The organism is Dyadobacter crusticola DSM 16708 (genome assembly GCF_000701505.1).
In the GTDB taxonomy this organism is placed as follows: domain Bacteria; phylum Bacteroidota; class Bacteroidia; order Cytophagales; family Spirosomataceae; genus Dyadobacter; species Dyadobacter crusticola.
In genome coordinates this window covers 481,456-500,512 of sequence record NZ_KL370786.1, presented here as the reverse complement: position 1 = coordinate 500,512, position 19,057 = coordinate 481,456, and the positions used below count along the sequence as shown (strand labels likewise).

The following is a 19,057-nucleotide window of genomic DNA, read 5'->3' as shown; positions in this document are numbered from 1 at the left end:
GGATGACTGCTTAACTGCCTAATTATTAGGCCAAGCCCATTATTGAACATTCCTACTCCAATTCAAAACGCACCGAAACCGAACCTTTACCGACAGCCGCAGCAAGGCCGGATGGATTGTCTATTTTCCCGAGCCTGGTATAGCTGTACGAAGTAGGGAATGACTCATAAAAAAGCACCAGCGTGGCAGAGCCGTAAAGCATCAGATCGCCGGCTGTGATGTTGCGAGGGTTGGAGGCATTGGTTCCCGGCAGCAGCCCAACCGTACCTTCCGCTTTGGAGTTCAGGTTCTTCTTGAAGAAGGATTCCAGTTTGTCCCACGGAATTAAGTTTACCCGGTCATACAAATCCACGTGTCCTGCTCCTGGTACAATCACAAGTTCCTTGGGATGCCCGGCAAGCTTGTAGGCATCCTGACTGAATTCAATGGAATGCGCATTTTCACCTGCAATGAACAGCATTGGACGCGGTGAAATGGTCTCGATATCATTGAAGGGATAAAAATTCATAAACTTGGTGTTGGTCGCGAGCGTCGGGTGTGTGGTCTGTTTTGGAGTGTACCCTTTTGGCGTATATGCTCCGCGGCTGGTGCGGTAGAAGTCATAAAATTCCCGCTCAATGGCATTCGCGGATTTGGTCAGCTCGTCAACCGTTCCGCCGGTAAGCTTCGGTTCATCGCCTGTGAATTCGGTATAGCGCTGCTGCGCTGCTTCAGCGATGATCTTTTTGCGTTGTTCCAGGGTTAATGAATGATTGAGCGCATTGCGGTTAGCTGCTCCCATGTCGTACATGCTAACGGTTGCGATGGCTTTCATGCGCGGGTCGATCTTTGCCGCACTGATCACAAAACTTCCGCTCCCGCAAATCCCGAGCACACCGATCCGCTCGCGGTCCACAAATGCGTGAGTACCCAGGTAATCCACCGCAGCACTGAAATCTTCCGCATAAATATCCGGCGCGACCGCATTCCTCGGCTCTCCTTCACTCTCTCCCCAGAATGACAGGTCCAGAGATAAGGCAACAAATCCCTTTTCAGCCATTTTAGTGGCATACAGGTTTGCGCTCTGCTCCTTTACAGCCCCCATCGGGTGACCGACAATGATTGCGGCATTTTTTGCTTTTTGATCTAAATATTTTGGAGTAAAAAGATTAGCCGCCACCTTCATATTATATTGATTTTTGAAAGTGACCTTTTTGATCGTCACTTGATCACTTTTGTAGAAATTATCAGCTCCATTGGACAAGTCCTGGGCCATTGCGTTTTTGCTAATTATCATCATTACTAGTATGGCTATGGCAATGCTGCCGAGCCGTTTTAAATTGTTCATTTGACGTTTTATTTTGTGATTCATCTTAGCACCAACTGATATCATATTAGCCAGTATGTCAGCTCATTGATGATATCGTCGGTTAAATTTCTGTCAAGAAAATTTAGCCGGCATTGTCGCTTGCTTTTCGATATTTCAAAATTACCGGGATCCGTACTGCAATGTCCAATGGATATCAAGCGATATGTTATGAATATCAAACAGGACAGATGAGAATGTTCCGTGCAAAGCCAAACCAGACTTCCCAGCCCGAATGTGCCTTCAATCCCTACGGGGTCAAATACCAGCCCGCCTAAGCCTGCACCGAGTGTAATTGCAAGCTGTGTTGTCGCAACCAGCACGCTGCCACCACTTTCGACTTCATCGGGAACTGCAAGGCTAATGCAGGTCGGCCAGCCCACCTGCACACTTCCGAATGCAAATCCCCAAACCGCGATAAACAGGGAGGTAACAACCATACTACCGCCCAGGAAAATCAATAACGCAGTGACAATCGACATTCCCGACCCATGCCGACAGTAAGATGGACTAGGATTTAATTGAGATGAAAAGGCGGGTAAGCTGGAATGAAAGCGTCGCAATTTCTCATAACTGGGTGGTAACTCGTCGGACCTCGTTTTACAAAGATATCCCGAGCTACTACCCTGTTATGATGATAATCAAACGGGTCATTATGGATATCACGCAGTTTGCATTCGTACCGAAGATGGTACAGTGCCGGTGAGCCTTTTGAAATAGTTGTTGAAGTAGGCAGGGTACTCAAAACCAAGCGCATAGCCGATTTCGGCGACTGTCCAGTCCGTGTGGATTAAAAGCGCTTTTGCTTCCATAATGATCCTTTCGGCAATGTGGGCACTGGTGGGTTTGCCTGTGATTTCTTTCACCGAACGGTTCAGGTGATTGACATGCACGGAGAGCCGGTTGGCAAATTCCTGGGCAGTTTTGAACTGCATTGGGTGGTCTATACTTTCAATGGGAAACTGTCTTTCCAAAAGGTCGAAGAACAAAGAAGCGGTTCGTTCTGCTGCATTCTTATGCCTGAAGAAATTCTCGGCAGGCTGCATTTTCAATGCTTCGTGAATCAGCAGATTGATGTAGTTGCGCATCAGATCATGCTTAAACATGTAAGCTGTCGCATCTTCTGCAATCATTTTCTGAAAGATCGAAGCAATGAAGTTTCGCTGCTCTTCTGATAATGTAAAGATCGGCGTCCCTCCTATCTTAAATAACGGACTCTCCTGAAGACTTTCTGAACGCTCATTGACTTTTAAAAAGCTTTCCGAAAACAAACAGGTGTACCCGGTATATTCCTCCGAAATGATTTCCCAGGAGTATGGAATATGCGGATTGCCGAAGAACAAGGTTTTTGCATCGATTTCAATGCCACGGTCTGCGTATTGCACAAGGCTGCGACCTGTGACGAGGCAGATTTTATAGAAATCCTTCCGGTTATAAGTTCTGACCACATTTTCACCAGCCTTAATTTCAAAAACCTTAAATCCCTGGTTTCTGAGCTCAGCACCAAATTCAGAAACGGGAGCAATGTTACGGTCTTTCATAGTTCAAGGTTATGATTATCAAACAGAAATGCTCGACAGCTCATGTTGTAACGACAAAACCCGTCTGTTTGATATTCATAACCCTGATGTGATATAGTTTTGTCTAATGCATGGAAGTCCGAGCGGCACGTGCTTTCATCCGAGCTCTCTGCCCATTTGGTGAGGCCACCCGCAAAAGCTTCGTCTGCTCACTATATCTTTTTAGTTGTAAAAATCACCCCCTCCTGGTGATCCCAATCAAATTCATAGGACGCTCCATTTCGTCTGAAAGAACCTTTATAAAGCTTATTTTTAAAAGTTATCTCAATGTTTCCTTCGCGGGATCCGGTCGATGAATTGCTGATCCATGAACTATTCTCTGCTTTTTTCGCCCCTTCCATGCACACATTTCCACTCGCTACCTTATCAAAAGTGATGCGGTAAGTATTTCCTTGTTTTTCCTGGTAAATAATCAGAAGGTTATTCAGGCATTCGTAGCTTCTGGTAGTAATCGCGCGCAATTCGAGTATGTTGGCTGAGTCGGGAAATGTGTGCGGTGTAATCAATACCTCGTCATTATCGTAAAAGTCCTGCTCATAATACTTTGGGTCAGAAGCCATTTCAGTTGCTACTGTTACATCCAGAAACGTGGTATCGGCGCTCACGCTGTCAATTGCGTACACCCGGTGTAAACCTGGCTTTCGAAACTGAATAACTGCCTTTGTTCCTATATGGAGGATCGTGGCCGCTGGGGCAACCTTCCACATCACCTTCGTGCTAGTGCCATTGATCAGTTCAAACACGTGATTATCCCTCAGCTTGATGTCGGTAGTTGTTTTGGTGGCAATGTGCCGGGGTGAGGACTGATTCTCCAAAGTATCACTGCTGGCGCGCAGTTCTGAATCATCAGGTATCAAACTCCGTTCGCACGCAACAAGCTGCACAAATAAGAGCGCGATTGACAGAATAAAAAGATCTTTTTTCATCACCATGGTATTGAGTGTTTAAAGATGATTGGCAGGTTTATCCCTGTCAATAAAATAAACTACAATACATAGGCTGCTGGTTGGGTGCGAAAACACGCCAAGAACAATGTTTTTGTACACAACTGGACGGACACCTGAATGGATGTGTTAAGTCCCACGCCAAAATAGGTTTGAAACCGGACAGAAACCGTCCGGTGGTGAACACTGCCACATTGAATCTGTACTTTATCAACATGATAGTCAATGATTTAGCAATGAAAATTGTATTGGCAGGTTATTTTACCAGCAAATCAGGAAGCTATATGGCTGATGAACTTACTGAAAAAGCTGTTCATACAACTCACTAACCAGCCCGTCTATGTTTACTAACTACTTCAAAATTGCCCGGCGAAATCTGCTTCGCAACAAAGCGTTTTCGGTGATCAATATTTTGGGTTTGGCGTTGGGAATGGCTTCCGCTTTGCTCATTTTCCTGTGGATCTAGGATGAGCTCAGTATTGGTACGCAATACGATAATTCGCCTAATTTATATCGTGTAATGGAGCATGAATTTACCGACGGCAAAATTGTTACAGACGATGATACGCCCGGTTTACTGGCTGATGAATTAAAAAAGCAATTTCCCGAAGTGGTTCATGCAGCGGGCTTTTCCTGGCAGGAAGGCCATTTACTGGGAGTAGGAAATAAAACTGCCAAACAAACCGGATGTTACGCCGGGTCCGATTGGTTTAAAATGTACAGCATCCCACTTCTTGCCGGCACACCTGCCACCGCGCTCAATGCACCGAATAGTATCGCAATTTCAAGAAAACTTGCAGAGATCTATTTTGGCAATCCGGAAAAGGCGCTTGGCAAATCCATCCAGTTTGACAATACTTTAAATTATCAGGTCACTGCTGTTTTTGAGAATCTGCCTGCCAATTCATCGGATCAATATGACTTTCTATTAAGCTGGCAGGACTTTATGTCCAAGAACTCCTGGCTGAAAGAATGGACCAATGCAGGTCCAAAAACAAGATTTCAACTCCGGGCGGATGCTGATCCCAGCAGGTTTAATGACAAGCTCAAATGGTTTCTGAAAGGACGTAACACCGATTTTGGCAAGACTTTCTATATCAATCTTTTTCTTCAGCCAGAAACCGAGGCACACCTCTACTCGGGTTTTAAGGACGGTTATCCCTTTGGCGGGCGTATCGAGTATGTAAGGTTATTGGCTGTTGTTGCTGTCTTTTTATTGCTGATCGCGGTAATCAATTTTATGAATCTGGCCACGGCAAGATCTTCGAAAAGGGCGAGAGAAGTGGGAGTACGTAAAGTTGTCGGTGCCGGACATGCGTCACTTGTTGGCCAGTTTATGAGTGAAGCAATGCTTATGACGACTCTTTCGCTCCTAACAGCTCTTGTGCTGGTTGTCCTGTTTTTGCCCGTTTTCAATCAACTTACCGATAAGCAATTATTTCTGCCCTGGCAGCAGCCTTTGTTTTGGATGGGCTTATTCGGGCTGTTGGTGGTGACCGGTGTTTTGTCAGGCAGTTATCCTGCGCTATTCTTGTCTTCTCTGGATCCGATCAGAGTGCTGAAAGGTGCCGGCGCGTTGTCGCGGCTCGGTAATGGCATGGGCGCTCAGTTATTTCGGCGCGGTTTGGTGGTTTTTCAGTTTGTAATGTCCATGCTTTTGATTGTAGGTACGGTCGTGGTTTACCAGCAACTTCAATACATTCAAACCAAGAACCTCGGCTATGAGCGTGAGAATTTGATCAGCATTCCGGTCGAAGGGGAGTTGGCGAAAATATATCCTCTGTATAAGCAGCAGTTGCTGGCGATGAGTGGCATACAATCTGTTACAAATATGTATGGCGGCCCTTTGGGCAATGGAAGCACCACCGAAGGAGTGAGCTGGACCGGAAAGGATCCCGAGGCTGCTATTTCATTTAATAACACAGCCGTAGGTTATGATTTCGCCAAGACTTTGAAACTCAGATTTGTCGCGGGCCGTGACTTCTCCCGGCATTTGGCAACGGATTCCAGCAGCTATCTGATCAACCAGGCAGCGGCAAAACGCATTGGTTATAAAGATCCTGTGGGTCAGCCACTCACATTCTGGGACAAACCCGGAAAAATAGTGGGCGTGATTGAAGATTTCCATTTCAACTCACTTCACGAACCCATCACACCTCTGATCATTCGCCTCGCTAATGGTCATTACGGTAACATCTTAATTCGGACTCAGCCTGGGAAAACCAAAGCTGCTCTTGATGGTATTGAAAAGGTCTACAAGAAACTAAACCCCAACTTCCCATTTGCCTATTCGTTTGTAGACAACGATTACCAACAGATTTACAAAGGGGAAACGATAGTCGGTACGCTTTCAACCATTTTCGCACTTCTGGCTATATTCATTGCCTGCCTTGGATTATTTGGTTTGGCAGCTTTCACAGCCGAGCAACGTGTGAAGGAGATCGGCGTCCGAAAAGTGCTGGGCGCATCCGTGGCGAGCATTGTTTCTTTGTTGTCCAAAGATTTTGTAAAACTGGTACTCATCGCAATTGTCATTGCTTCTCCCCTTGCATGGTATGTGATGAATCAATGGCTACAAAACTTCGCTTACAAGATTGATATAGGCTGGCGGGTTTTCGCATTTGCTGGTTCACTTTCACTGGCGGTTGCGCTGCTGACCATTAGTTTTCAAAGTGTTAAAGCAGGGTTAATGAATCCTGTTAAATCGCTGAAATCTGAATGAACGATCCGGGCTATCATCAATGCCGGCAGGTTAAACAATAAGCCCGGTCTCGAAACTTCTCCCCTACCTGTTAGCTGGCTAGATATCCTCCGTCAACTGGATAATATGAACCCGTAACAAAGGAAGATTTTGAACTGCTTAGCCATAAAACGAGCTCGGCAACTTCCTCGGGCTCTCCCAGCCTCCCGATCGGATGTTTGGTCACCAGCCAGTCTAATGTATTTGCGTCCATATCTTTAAGCAGCGGCGTCTTGATGAAAGCCGGCCCTACCGCATTGGCCCTAATGCCTTTTGCACCGTATTCCAGGGCTATATTCTTTGTCAGTCCGACAACTCCGTGCTTGGCAGCAACATACGCAGGGCTATTTGCAAAACCCACGTTTCCCAGGATCGAAGCCATATTCACGATCGTGCCGCCTCCAGCATTTAGCATAGCCGGAATCTGGTACCGCATTCCGTAAAATACACCAGAGAGGTTAATCGCGATCACTTTGTCCCAAGCTTCTATCGGGTATTCTCCAACCGGCGCCGATGCACCGCCGATTCCCGCATTGTTACAGGCGATATGCAATGCGCCATAAGTGGCAACTGCCGCATCGACGAGTGCTGCATTTTCATTTGGGGAAGATATATCAGCACGGAAAAAGATAGCCTCCCCGCCTGCTTTGCGAATCATTTCAACGGTTTGTAGTCCCTCTTTCTCCTGAACATCGGAAACGACCACCTTAGCTCCCTCGGCTGCATACGCCAATGCCACGCTCCGGCCAATCCCTGAGCCAGCGCCGGTAACAATCGCAACTTTATTTAGTAAATCCATAAGGCAAAATTTTATTTAAGAATGCTACGAAGGTATCACACGGGTGAGTGGCACTTGTTGACTTTGACGGCCAGGAAAAATGACATTCGTCAGGTTTGATGAGCTGGTTTGAAATACTAAAACCTGTGACTCCGTAGAATGCTGACTGATATCTTACTCAAAATAGTGCTGACCATAAGAAGCTGGTCAATTTCGGTAGCAAATTACATGTACTTTCGCGATATTAAGCTGCGTATTTCTTAGGAGACTTACCGCGTGAACCTACATTACGTCTATGGAAATACCATTACTAGCCCAGACTGTGGCGGACCACATATCCGCTATGATTGCTTACTGGGATAAAGATCTTGTCTGCCGATATGCGAATGCCGCTTACCTGGATTGGTTTGGCAAGAAAAGTGAAGAGATGATTGACAAAATCACCATTTCTGAGCTATTAGGCTCCCTTTACGAGAAAAACCTGCCTTACATTCAAAGTGTTCTCCAAGGTGAGGCGCAAACCTTCGAACGCCAAATTATGCTTCCAAGTGGCAAGATAAAATATACGCTTGCCAATTATTACCCGCATATAGTTGATGGAAAAGTGATCGGATTTTTTGTGCATGTAGCTGACATTAATGAAGTTAAATTACTTCAGCAACAATTGACAAAGTCCAACGAAATCATAAATCGCCAGAATAAACGGCTTGCGAATTTTGCGAACGTGGTCGCCCACGATCTCAGATCCTACTCAGGCAACTTCCGTTCGCTGATGAGTTTGTACGATATGGCGGAAGATGAAGCGGAACGGGTAACAATGATCGGAATGCTGAAAGAACTGTCCACAGGATTTTCATCGATGGTCGAGCATTTATCGGAAATGGCCAAAATTCAGAATCTGGAAACGGACAATTATCAGCCATGTAACTTGCTCTCTTACGTGTCAACGGCGATCAACTCTTTGAGCCTGCAGATTAAATCGCTGGGTGCTTCTGTAATGACCAATGTGGATCCTGACTTGCAGGTACTGGCGTATCCCGCCTATTTGGAAAGCATTATCTTAAATCTCCTCAGCAATGCTTTGAAATACCGGCATCCCGAAAGAGTCCCTCAAATCAACATCGACGCGGTATGCGCCGACGGGCACGTCCAGGTGTTCATCAAAGACAACGGAATCGGAATTGACCTGCAAAAACACGGCAAGGACATATTTGAAATGTTCAAAACCTTCCACGGAAATGCAGACGCAAGAGGCATCGGGCTATTTATCACAAAGTTTCAGACCGAAGCGCTCGGCGGACACATTCAAGTAGAAAGTCAAGTAGACCAAGGCACCTGCTTTAAGGTATTTTTGCAGCCTGCTTAGTACCGACAAATTCCGGACGGGCGAGATTACCAGCCCCTGGTGACAACAATCATAATCTGAGCTAAGCCGAATCAAGGCATGAGGATCGGGGATCCGCTTATTTCATATCATCAATGAAATAACAACTCCTTCAACCTGCATGATCTCATGAAAAACATTCTCGTTCCCTGCGACTTTTCGAAAGCCTCTGAGCAGGCGCTCCGTTTTGCCATTGAAATTGCGGCTTTGAGCCACGGACGAGTGATTGTTTTACACGTCATTAATCTAACACCCAACTACATTGAAACCCTTGAAGTGAACCCCTATCACGACAACTCGATGTCCATTCTTGCAGAGTTGAAGCAGCAGGCCACTGCCGACTTTGATGAATTAAGACAGCGGGTAAATACCGGGAATGTTCCCTTAAAATTCGTTATTGAACAGGGACTGATCAATCATGCAGTATTGAAGTCCATTCACCAGCAGGATGCTGACATGGTGATTATGGCAACCTCCGGGGCCAGCGGGCTTAGCGAGATTCTCGTGGGTTCAAATACTGAAAAGATTGTGCGCAGCTCCCCTGTACCCGTTTTTGCAGTACATAAAAGTCAAAAGGTTGAACACATCAGAAATATCATTTTCCCCACTACTGTTGAATTGAATAAGAGCGCCTTGATCGGGAAAGTGAAAGCGCTGCAGACATTTTTCAATGCAAGGCTGCATTTATTACATGTAAAAACAACGGAATCGAAACAGAAAGACCAGGAACTGAAAGTGGCTTTGGAGAACTTTGCCCGGTTCTACGGTCTGGAAAACTATACAGTAGCTGTCAAGCACGGCAAAACGGAAGAAGACGGAATAATCAAATTTGCCCGCCAGCTCGAATTCTCCATCATCGCAATGTCAACACATGGACATACCGGTTTGACACACCTGATGCTGGGAAGCATAGCCGAAGATGTCGTAAACCACTGCCCCGAAGCCGTCTGGACGTATGCTATGCATGAGGGGTAAATAGCAGGCCGCTTATTATTACTCCTCACCTATGCAGCAATTACACCATCAATCAAAATCATAGCCTTACTAACAGCTGCCCGCAAATAGTCAAAAGTGCTGTCAAGTGTCTGAACTTCACCTGGCTTAACCTGTTCCAATTCTGCTGACAAGCGACGGACGTTTGGCAGACATGCGTAGCCAGCTATTCCTTTGATTTTATGGGCTACAAACTTGACAGCCTGGAAATCCTGCGCTTTCACATGCGCTTCCAGCTCTTTCAAAGTGCTTAATAGCGAGGTTTTGGTCACGACCAGGTATTCCTGAATAAAGTCTCTGTCGCCGAGAAAATTCTCAACCAGTTGATCCAGATTAAAGTCGGCAGGTTGTTCAGCATCAACTTGCTCGGGCTCGAATATAGCACTGTTCGCAGGGTCGGATGAAAGACCGTTCAGCTGTTCGGCCAGGACCTGCCTGAGGGCTTGCTCAATGACAGGTTTGGTCAAATAAGCGCTCATACCTGCCACTACGCTTTTTTCCCGGTCTTCTTTAAGACTGCCCGCACTGAGTGCAATAATTGGGATCTGCCCGGCACCTGGTAATTTCCGGATCTGCCGGGTCGCCTCGTACCCGTCCATCTCCGGCATTTGGATATCCATCAGGATCAGATCCGGAAAACCTTTGGTACACATATCAAGCGCTTGTACCCCGTCTTTGGCTTGTGAAATAATGGAATTAGGCAAAAGCCGTTTCACCAGGATATTTGTCAGGAATAAGTTGGCGTCGTTGTCGTCGGCAATTAAGACGCGAAGCTCGGAGGCAGTTACTGGTGTCGACAGTTTTGTTTTTTGTTCAAAAACGGAAGCAATGGTTTTCTTGGAAACCCTGTTTACAAAGCCAACGATATCTTCAATTTTGACCGGCTTGCTCAGATGTTCCATGATCCCCAGGCGATTGACAGCTTCATTGACGAGTATATCGTCGGCAGAACTGTGTAAAAGCAGGATCGGCAACTTGCTCGGGTCCAGCTCTTTCCTGATTTCGTCTATCATCGCAATGCCATCCATTTCAGGCATGTGGAAATCGATCACCGCTGCATCGTAACTGCGTGTTTTCAGCAACGCCAGGCCTTCTGCACCTGACGGGGCCCTGTCCGAGCTGATGTGGAACAAGTCGAATATGGAAGCAAGGATCATCTGGTTATGCTCATTATCATCGACAATCAGCACGTGCTGGACCTGCTCGACCTTCTCGAATGCAAATGGGCGGGAATTATCGATTTTTACACCAATATCAAAGGAAAAAGTACTTCCCTGTCCAACCTGACTGGTCAGTTGAAGGCGGCTTCCCATCATTCCTAACAGCCGGTTGGAAATTGTGAGCCCCAGGCCGGTTCCTCCGTACTTCTTGGCCACACTTCCGTCTTCCTGGGCGAAAGCTGAGAATATTTTCTCCATCCGGTCTTCCCGAATGCCGATTCCAGTGTCCCTTACCGAGAACCGGATCGCCTGACGCATCGGCCCGACCAGTCCGATCGGGGTAACGCTTAATTCAATCTCGCCACTATCTGTAAACTTGGCTGCATTGCTGAGCAGATTTAGCAAAACCTGTTTCAGTCTGGTTTCATCCACCCAAGCGAACCTTGGCAGCGAAGGTGCCAGATTCAGCAGGAATTCGACGCCTTTCTTCTGAATGGAGTAAGAAACGATATCACTCGCCTGTGAAACAATTTCAAGCAGGTCGCACCTTGCAATGTCCAGTTCCAGCTTACCAGCCTCGATCTTGGAGAAGTCAAGAATATCGTTAATTACACTCATCAATGCAGTGGCCGACTGATTGACAATATTGAGATACTGGCTCTGCAGCGCGGATATTTCGGTCTTTAGAAGTAAGTCAGTAAAGCCGATGATCCCGTTAAGCGGAGTCCTGATTTCATGGCTCATGCTGGCCAGAAATTCAGATTTTGCCACACTTGCCTGCTCGGCAGCGAGTTTCGCGGCATTGAGCTCCTGGCGTTGCGCTACATCAGCGGTTGCATCACTTGTAAACATCATAATGCCGCCTACCTCACCGTCATGTGAAAACCAGGGCCTTACCTCCCAGTTGAGGTACTGATCATGTGCCCAGCCCGGCGGTCGCCAGCATTCCTCGTGACGGTTTACAATCTCGCCCTCCAGACAGCGCTGGTGAATGGCCTTCCACTGCTCACTGACGTTCGGGAATACTTCATAATGTGAGCGGCCTATTACCTGTTGATCGCCCAGACGGTAATCCTCTATCCATTTTTGACTGGTGGCCAGGTAACAGATATTCTTATCGAACATTGCCACTGCAGCAGGCGAGTGGGTTACAAAAGCCGACAGCCGCGCTTTTTCCAGTAAGAGCGCATTCTGGGTTGTCTGGATGTCGGTCATGTCCGTCGCAATGCCCAGATAACCTGCTATTTCCCCGTTCTCTGAGCGGATCACAGTCACGGTCAGGTTGACCGGTACTAGGGATCCATCCTTTCTTTTATAGGTCCAGTCGCGCACGTCAGAACCATGCTGTTCCGCGTGGTGCACAAATGTCCTGAAACCGGAAATGGGAACGTCGTATTCATCAGAAAGCTGCGTTGCCCTTGCTTCCAGCTCATTGCCCAAATGGATAAGTTCCGGCGAGCGGATGCCCACGAGCTCTTCTGCTTTATAGCCCAGCATATTCTCGGCTCCCTTATTGAAAATGGTGATCGTTCCATCAGGGTCGGTAGCTATGATGCTGATTTTTAACGCAGAATCGAGCACATCCTGCAAAAGCTTACGCGATCTGGAAATTTCAACCTCCCGTTTCTTTCTTTCATTAATATCCTGAAAAGTACCGAAAAGCCGCACGCATTTTCCGTTGACAAACTCGGTCTTGCCGATAGATCTCACCCATACATGGTTACCCTTCGCCGTGATTAACTCCAGCTCTACATCGTAGCCCGTTCCCTCCGTAATGGCACGATGCACGCAGGTTTCGATGAGCTCCTTGCTTTGTCCGTCCTTGTAAAAGGAAAGTCCTTCCTCTATATTGGGCAGGAAACCCGGTTCAAGTTCATGGATTTCGCGGGTGACGTCTGTCCAAAAAACCCGATTGGTTTTCAGGTCAACTTCCCAGCCGCCAACTCGCGCTGTTTTGTTGGTTTCGGCCAATAGCTCCTGAAGTCTTTCTACCTGCCGCGCCATTTTATGCGAGTCAGTGATGTCGACAGCATTACCAATAACAATATCCTGACGGCCCTCTTGACAAATCAGGTTGTTCCGGTAACGCCACACCATTTTTCTGCCATTCCTATGCAAGATCGGCATAAGGCCTTCGGCATGTCCGCTATGGAGAACTCTTTGAAGATAATCCGTGAAAGCAGGCGTGGAGCCGGCGGGCATCAGATCCAGCAGAAGCTTGCCTTCCAGCTCATCAGGCTGGTACCCCAAACTTTCGGCACCAGATGGGTTAACCGACAGCAATACCCCCTCACTATTGTGCATACACATCAGATCGTGAGAGTGCTCAAAGAAGAGCTTGTAAAAGTCGGAATGTGCATACAGCAAATCTTCATCCGATAGGACGCGGCCATGAATTACCCACGTGTCCCCGCCAAGATGAAGCCCATCATGGCACGTAATGGCTTTGTAAGATCCATTGTGTATCCTGATCGTGGTTGCAAACTCCGTAATTTTTTTCTGGCGAAGTAAATTCAGCTTTGTGATAGTGGTATGCCGCTCGTCCGGATGGAGGAAATCATATAGCTGCCGCGAAGGCACCTCGGCAGTTTCCAAACCAAGCAAGGCTTGAAAGGATGTACTTGCCAAGACAGTAGCGGCATTAGCTCTAAACGCCAGCGTAAAAACCTGATTATCCCAGGATTTTGCATTAGTGCTGGCGATTGTTTGTTCTTCTTGCATTTGCGGAGGGTGAAATCAAAATTGTATCTGATCGTTCCAGCACAGAGTTCATGGTTGATGAATGTCATGAACTTGCTGGTCGGTAGTTGCCAGCACTGCTAACCCTACCAACGATCATCGCGCAATTTACACCTCTTAAAAAGCAATATCAATCTATTTCTACAAGACTAATAGAATTTTGGACAGGTTCTTACCTAGGTTTTTGTGTAATCAAAGGTTTTGAATTCAGAAATCCCAATTAGCAAATGTGTTCCCGACTAACTTCGGGTCCACAAATGACATTCTTAACATATAATTACACCCTGCAAATCAACATTTTGCAGGGTGTAATACTTCTCGGCGTTTGCTGATATTTAAAGATCAGCATTGTCCTGGCGCTTGTATCGGTAATTCAGCGGAATGAAGCCGGGCTAGTTTTGAGTAAGCAATGGATTCAGGTCTATCTCTGCTTGCGGAATGGGAAACCGTTTATGCTTGTTGAACTGAAAATTGGTCTTGCCTTGTGCGGCGAAAAATGGCGCTGCGTACGCCTCGCCCCAGCGGATCATATCGAAGAACCTGTGTCCTTCCAGGGCCAGTTCTACCCTGCGCTCGTGGCGTAATCGTTCCCGCAGCACTTGTTGGTTGTCGAGTTTGATAACCGGCATATTTACCCCCGGCCGCGTGCGCACTTTGTTGATATCAGCCACTGCATCCTGCAAGCGCTGGTTTTGTTCGATCAAAGCTTCGGCGTGAATCAAAAGCAAGTCGGCGTACCGGAGAACAACGTAATTAATGCCTTCCCCTCCCGTCCAGCCATTTGGAGCAGCACCTATCGTCGCTGGATCGAATACATATTTCCTTGCCAGAAATCCTGTAACAGTCGGCGGGCCGTTCTTTCCGTCGTAAACCTGCCCGAAGCGGTTGTCGCCTGGTTTAAAAATTGTGTAGCCGAGCCTTGGATCGCCTGGTTCATATGCAGCTACCAGTTCTTTTGTCGGGTTATTGAAGCCCCAGCGCCCGAAATCGAGGCTGATTTCGGTTCCGCCGCCCCAGCCGCCAGTGCGGTAAGCCTGCACTTCAAATATCGACTCGATCGTATTCTGGTCGTTCTGGTTATTGAACTGCGCCAGGTAGTCCGCATTCAGTTCGTAATCGCCGGAATGCATCACTTCCTCCGCCGCCTTCACCGACTCGGCCCATTTTTGCTGATAGAGGTACACTTTCGCCAGTAAGGCAGTGGCTGCACCTTTTGTAGCCCGGCCGATAAGGGCCGAATTGCGGTACGTTTTCACCGACGGCAGCAATCCGGCAGCGGTAGTCAGATCCTTTTCCACAAAAGCCCACGTTTGCGCATCGGTAGCCCGAGCCACTTGTGTGCCCTCGATCGTGGTTACGGGCTGCTCAATCAATGGAACGCCGCCGAACACTTTGACAAGATCAAAATAATACAAGCCCCGAAGAAAGTAAGCCTCTCCCAGGCAGCGCTCTTTCACACCCGCGTTTTTAAATGCGGTCGCAGGCATCTTGGAAACACCGTCGATCACCAGATTGCATCGCGCGATCCCGCTGTATGCGCTTCCGAACCAGTCCCGCAAGTTCGGATTGTCGGGAAAAATATTGAAATCCTGAATGGCACGTTCAGTGCTATTGTTTGGGTCGACGGGCGACTCGGTATCATCAGAAGCCAGATCGCCAAGTACCCACGCATCATTGAAATAATGCCCCTGCATAGGATCAGGCCTGCCCCAAAGCAACGGCTCGTAAGCTGCATTCGTGAATAGCACCGCCTCTTCCTCCGACGAAATGCTGCCCAGCAGCGTTTCTCCCAAAGGCTTTTTATCCAGATAATCCTGACAGGATGAGCTCAGGAGTGTTGCGGCGAGCAACATGCAGGTAGTAACTAATTTTTTCATGCTATATTTTGATTAAAAGAGAAATAGGGTTTAAAATCCGACAGTCAGCCCAAGGGTGTATACGCGCGCCTGCGGGTACCTTCCTTTGTCAGCGCCAATTTCCAGATCAGCACCGCGGCCATCCACAAATTCAGTAGAAGGGCCCATTTCCGGATCGAAACCGGAGTATTTGGTGAACGTGAGCAGGTTTTGACCGGTTAGCGACAAACGCAGCCTGGAAAGTCCCAGACGTGCAGATGTGCTCGCCGGAAGAGTATAGCCGATTTGCAGGTTTTTCAGGCGCATGTAAGAGCCGCTTTCCACCCAGCGGTCGGAGACCCTGGCGTTGTTGTTCGGATCATTCAAATGAACTCTCGGCTCGGTAGTGCTGGTACTCTCCCCTGTCCAGCGGTCCAGCACCGGAGTGAATTTGTTAAAGAGATTGGTGCCGCTTTGGGCGCGCATGGCCAATTGATTGTACACATCGTTGCCCTGCACACCTTGCAAAAGCATTGAGAAATCAAACGATTTGTAACTTACACTTCCATTGATCCCATACAACCAGTCCGGTATAGGACTTCCGATTTTAGTCTGGTCGTTGCCGTTGATCACCCCGTCGCCATTCAAATCGCGAAAACGGATGTCCCCCGGCGCAGTAGCTACTTCCTGTCTCGCATGTGCTTTGATCTCCTCGTTGTTTTGAAAAATCCCATCGGTGACATAGCCGTAAAAGCTTCCAACCTCACCACCAATTAACGTTCTCGTAAGAAGGGATCCCTGGGTTCCGCTGACCGGCCCGAGGATATAATTGATACCCGGGTTCAGCTCAAGAACTTTGTTATATAGCCGCGTGAGGTTCAAACCTGCGCTGTACTGAAAGTCGCCCGAAGCCCCATTGTAGTTCAGGCCCAGTTCCAAACCGCGGTTGCGGATCGATCCTGCATTGACGCTAATGGTAGAAGCGCCTGAAAGTGCCGATACCGGCTGATCGAGCAGCATATTGCTGGTTTTGCGGGAGAAGTAATCTGCGGTGAGTGTAAATTTGTTTTTAAACAAACCGAGGTCAATGCCAAAATCGGTCTGAGTGCTGGTCTCCCATACAAGCCGGTTAGAAGTAAGTTTCGCGCCACCTCTGCCATTGGTTGGGATACCCAGTCCTTCGTAGTAGGTTTGGCTACCAGGACCGAATGCATATTGCAGACCTGTGGAAACAGTATTGTAAGTAGCGTAATTATCGCCAACCTCCTGGTTTCCTAACTGGCCCCAGCTGGCTCTGAATTTCAGATCAGATACCAGGCTTTGTCGCTGCATAAACGCCTCGTTTGACACCCGCCAGGCAGCGGAAATGGATGGAAAATTACCCCAGCGGTGCCCCTCGGCAAAACGCGACGTACCATCGCGGCGAAAGCTGGCGCTCAACAGATACCGGTCGCGAAAAGCATAGTTCACGCGGGCAATCAGCGACAGCAGTGACCATTCCGACGCATTACCATTCAAATGGCCGATATCCACGCTTTGCGCGGCGGCGAGGTAGCGGTTATTCGCTTCGTCAGTGATGAAGTTATCTCCCTTCACAGTGGTGAACTCATACCTGCTAGCCTGCGCGTCGATACTTGCCACAGCCGAAAATTCGTGCCCGGATTCAACTTTCTTGTTAAAGGAAAGTGAATTTTGCCAAAGTGGCGTGTAGGAAAGATCGGCATATTCGATCAGTGAGTTTGCTGTTGCGCCAAAAGCGGGGATGTAATTTTTGTTATTGGAATAATTAATATCCATTCCAAAATTGGTGCGGAACTTCAATGCATTGCTGATATCGTATTCTGCAAAAACATTGCCGAATAATCTGAGCCGCTTCCGCCTGTTCTCCGTCCGGTATGCCTGCGCAATCGGGTTAGGGTTGGCCGCATTCTCTGAAAATCGCCCCTCATCATCGTACACCGATTCGAACGGTCGTTTATATACGGCATTAGAAAGAATACCGCCCAGTTCGTTAGTGCGGATCTGATTGCCGCTTGAATGACTGATTGTCAGATTTTGTCCGGCGTGCCAGCTGCGCTTAATCTGATGGGTTGTATTGATGCGGAATGAAATGCGGCTGAAATCGCTATTCGGCAAAATTCCCTTTTGATCCAGGTAAGAGCCCGATAATGCAAACTGGGACTTCTCTCCACCGCCGGAGATCGACAAATTATAGTTCTGTGTCGGCGCCGTTTTAAACAATTCATTCAACCAGTAATGATTAGAACCCAACGTATCGGGCCGGCCGAATGCAGCCGGGCGACCTGAATTGACGTAAGCCTCGTTGACAATCGTCGCGTATTGATCGACATTTAACAGCTTCGGCAAGCGCCAGGCCGATTGCAGCCCGTAGTAGCTGTCAAAAGACACCTTCGTTTCGCCAGCCTTTCCCTTTTTGGTGGTTACCAGGATAACGCCATTTGCCGCCCGGGAACCGTAAATAGTGGCGGCTGCCGCGTCTTTCAAAACCACGATCGATTCTATATCACGGGTGTTGAAAAGGTTGAGCGACTCTGGCCCGGTCGGTGTACCATCAATCACATACAATGGGCTGTTATTCCCGATCGTACCCGTACCACGCACGCGCACAGTGACATCCGAACCTGGCGCTCCCGAGTTTGAGGATACAAATACGCCGGCAGCCTGTCCCTGTATCGCCTGGTCTAGCCCTGCCACAGGCATTTTTTCAATGTCCTTGCTTTGTATCACTGATAATGCGCCTGTCACATCCTTTCGCTGCTGCGTGCCGTAACCAACAACAACCGCCTCATCCAGCATTTTGACGTTTGGAGTAAGTGCAACTTTCAGGCTCGTCTGACCACCGGTAAAAACTTCCCACGTCTTGTATCCAATGTAAGACACCACCAGTGTAACCTCATTCTGATCGATAGTAAAGTCAAAACGGCCGTTTTCGTCTGTGATAGCCCCGGTTGAAGTCCCTTTGACCATAATGCTGACGCCCGGAAGTGTCTCATTGTTAGTAGCGTCGGTAACAGTTCCCGTGATTTTGTGCGTCACTTTTCCCACGGCTGCCTGTTCAGAGCGCGTGGCACTTTGGCTGACCTGAATGTCTGAGGCCGGACCGGCCGGTGATTCGGATTTTGCAGGAACAGCCATACTTTCCTGCTTTCTGCTGCTGGTAATGTAGTAGAAGTTGTTGTCAGCCTTCCGGTAATCTAGCCCGTGATCTTTCAGGAGCGCGCGAAGGGATTCTTCAATGGTCCTGAGTTTGAAATTCTTGTCTTTAACTGATTTGTTGGCGATCAGCTCGTTGTCGAAGATGATAGACACCTTGAAGGATTTTTCAAGGTCTGCCAGCGCCTCTCTTAATGGCTTAGCACGGACCTGCGCTTGATTGGCTTGTGGCTTTCCGTAAATAACGGGATGGATTTTCAGGCTCAGCAAAAGTAAAATACAGAGCGTCCACCGCAGCGTTTTTGGTTTCATGGGTAACAGAGAAATAGTTGACAATAGGGTTCCTGCCGGCCTTTCGGCCGAATAAATGATTTCAGTGGCAAAT

Annotated in this window: 12 protein-coding genes; 4 read left to right on the top strand and 8 right to left on the bottom strand. The window is 47.9% G+C overall.

Annotated features, from left to right (window positions below):
• Nucleotides 1-52 precede the first annotated feature (52 nt).
• The 4 genes from Q369_RS0124095 to Q369_RS0124080 form a co-directional block, all read right to left on the bottom strand.
• Entirely contained in the window at nt 53-1,327 is a 1,275-nt protein-coding gene (locus Q369_RS0124095) for a cyclophilin-like fold protein (RefSeq protein WP_205624356.1), read from the bottom strand.
• A 41-nt stretch (nt 1,328-1,368) separates the two neighbouring features.
• Complete coding sequence (locus Q369_RS0124090) at nt 1,369-1,827, bottom strand: MFS transporter (RefSeq protein ID WP_035333788.1); 459 nt, start codon at nt 1,825-1,827, stop codon at nt 1,369-1,371.
• A gap of 180 nt (nt 1,828-2,007) precedes the next feature.
• Nucleotides 2,008-2,886, bottom strand: coding sequence for a helix-turn-helix domain-containing protein (locus tag Q369_RS0124085; protein ID WP_031530280.1), 879 nt, complete (start codon nt 2,884-2,886; stop codon nt 2,008-2,010).
• 191 nt (nt 2,887-3,077) lie between these two features.
• Entirely contained in the window at nt 3,078-3,851 is a 774-nt protein-coding gene (locus tag Q369_RS0124080) for a hypothetical protein (protein WP_157488297.1), read from the bottom strand.
• 358 nt (nt 3,852-4,209) lie between these two features.
• Between Q369_RS0124080 and Q369_RS29785 the strand changes: the two genes are divergently transcribed.
• Both Q369_RS29785 and Q369_RS28065 read left to right on the top strand, forming a co-directional pair.
• Complete coding sequence (locus tag Q369_RS29785; RefSeq protein ID WP_310589032.1) at nt 4,210-4,335, top strand: hypothetical protein; 126 nt, start codon at nt 4,210-4,212, stop codon at nt 4,333-4,335.
• Nucleotides 4,336-4,347: 12 nt separating this feature from the next.
• Entirely contained in the window at nt 4,348-6,591 is a 2,244-nt protein-coding gene (locus tag Q369_RS28065) for an ABC transporter permease (RefSeq protein ID WP_374754363.1), read from the top strand.
• Between the two features lie 70 nt (nt 6,592-6,661).
• Here the strand turns inward: Q369_RS28065 and Q369_RS0124065 are convergent, their stop codons facing one another.
• On the bottom strand, nt 6,662-7,408 hold the full coding sequence (locus Q369_RS0124065) for an SDR family NAD(P)-dependent oxidoreductase (RefSeq protein ID WP_031530278.1): 747 nt from the start codon (nt 7,406-7,408) through the stop codon (nt 6,662-6,664).
• A gap of 274 nt (nt 7,409-7,682) precedes the next feature.
• Here Q369_RS0124065 and Q369_RS0124060 point away from each other — a divergent pair, with 274 nt between their 5' ends.
• Both Q369_RS0124060 and Q369_RS0124055 read left to right on the top strand, forming a co-directional pair.
• Nucleotides 7,683-8,753, top strand: a complete 1,071-nt coding sequence (locus tag Q369_RS0124060; protein WP_084165841.1) for a PAS domain-containing sensor histidine kinase — start codon at nt 7,683-7,685, stop codon at nt 8,751-8,753.
• Between the two features lie 147 nt (nt 8,754-8,900).
• Nucleotides 8,901-9,746 carry a universal stress protein gene (locus Q369_RS0124055; RefSeq protein ID WP_035333787.1) on the top strand — a complete coding sequence of 282 codons (846 nt, stop codon included), beginning with the start codon at nt 8,901-8,903 and terminating at the stop codon, nt 9,744-9,746.
• A gap of 29 nt (nt 9,747-9,775) precedes the next feature.
• Here the strand turns inward: Q369_RS0124055 and Q369_RS0124050 are convergent, their stop codons facing one another.
• From Q369_RS0124050 to Q369_RS0124040, 3 genes are all read right to left on the bottom strand, one after another.
• Nucleotides 9,776-13,645 (bottom strand): PAS domain-containing hybrid sensor histidine kinase/response regulator, encoded by a 3,870-nt coding sequence (locus Q369_RS0124050; RefSeq protein ID WP_051664258.1) that lies wholly within the window; start codon nt 13,643-13,645, stop codon nt 9,776-9,778.
• 410 nt (nt 13,646-14,055) lie between these two features.
• Entirely contained in the window at nt 14,056-15,540 is a 1,485-nt protein-coding gene (locus Q369_RS0124045; protein ID WP_031530274.1) for a RagB/SusD family nutrient uptake outer membrane protein, read from the bottom strand.
• A 30-nt stretch (nt 15,541-15,570) separates the two neighbouring features.
• Nucleotides 15,571-18,984 carry a SusC/RagA family TonB-linked outer membrane protein gene (locus Q369_RS0124040; RefSeq protein WP_051664257.1) on the bottom strand — a complete coding sequence of 1,138 codons (3,414 nt, stop codon included), beginning with the start codon at nt 18,982-18,984 and terminating at the stop codon, nt 15,571-15,573.
• Between the last annotated feature and the right edge of the window lie 73 nt (nt 18,985-19,057).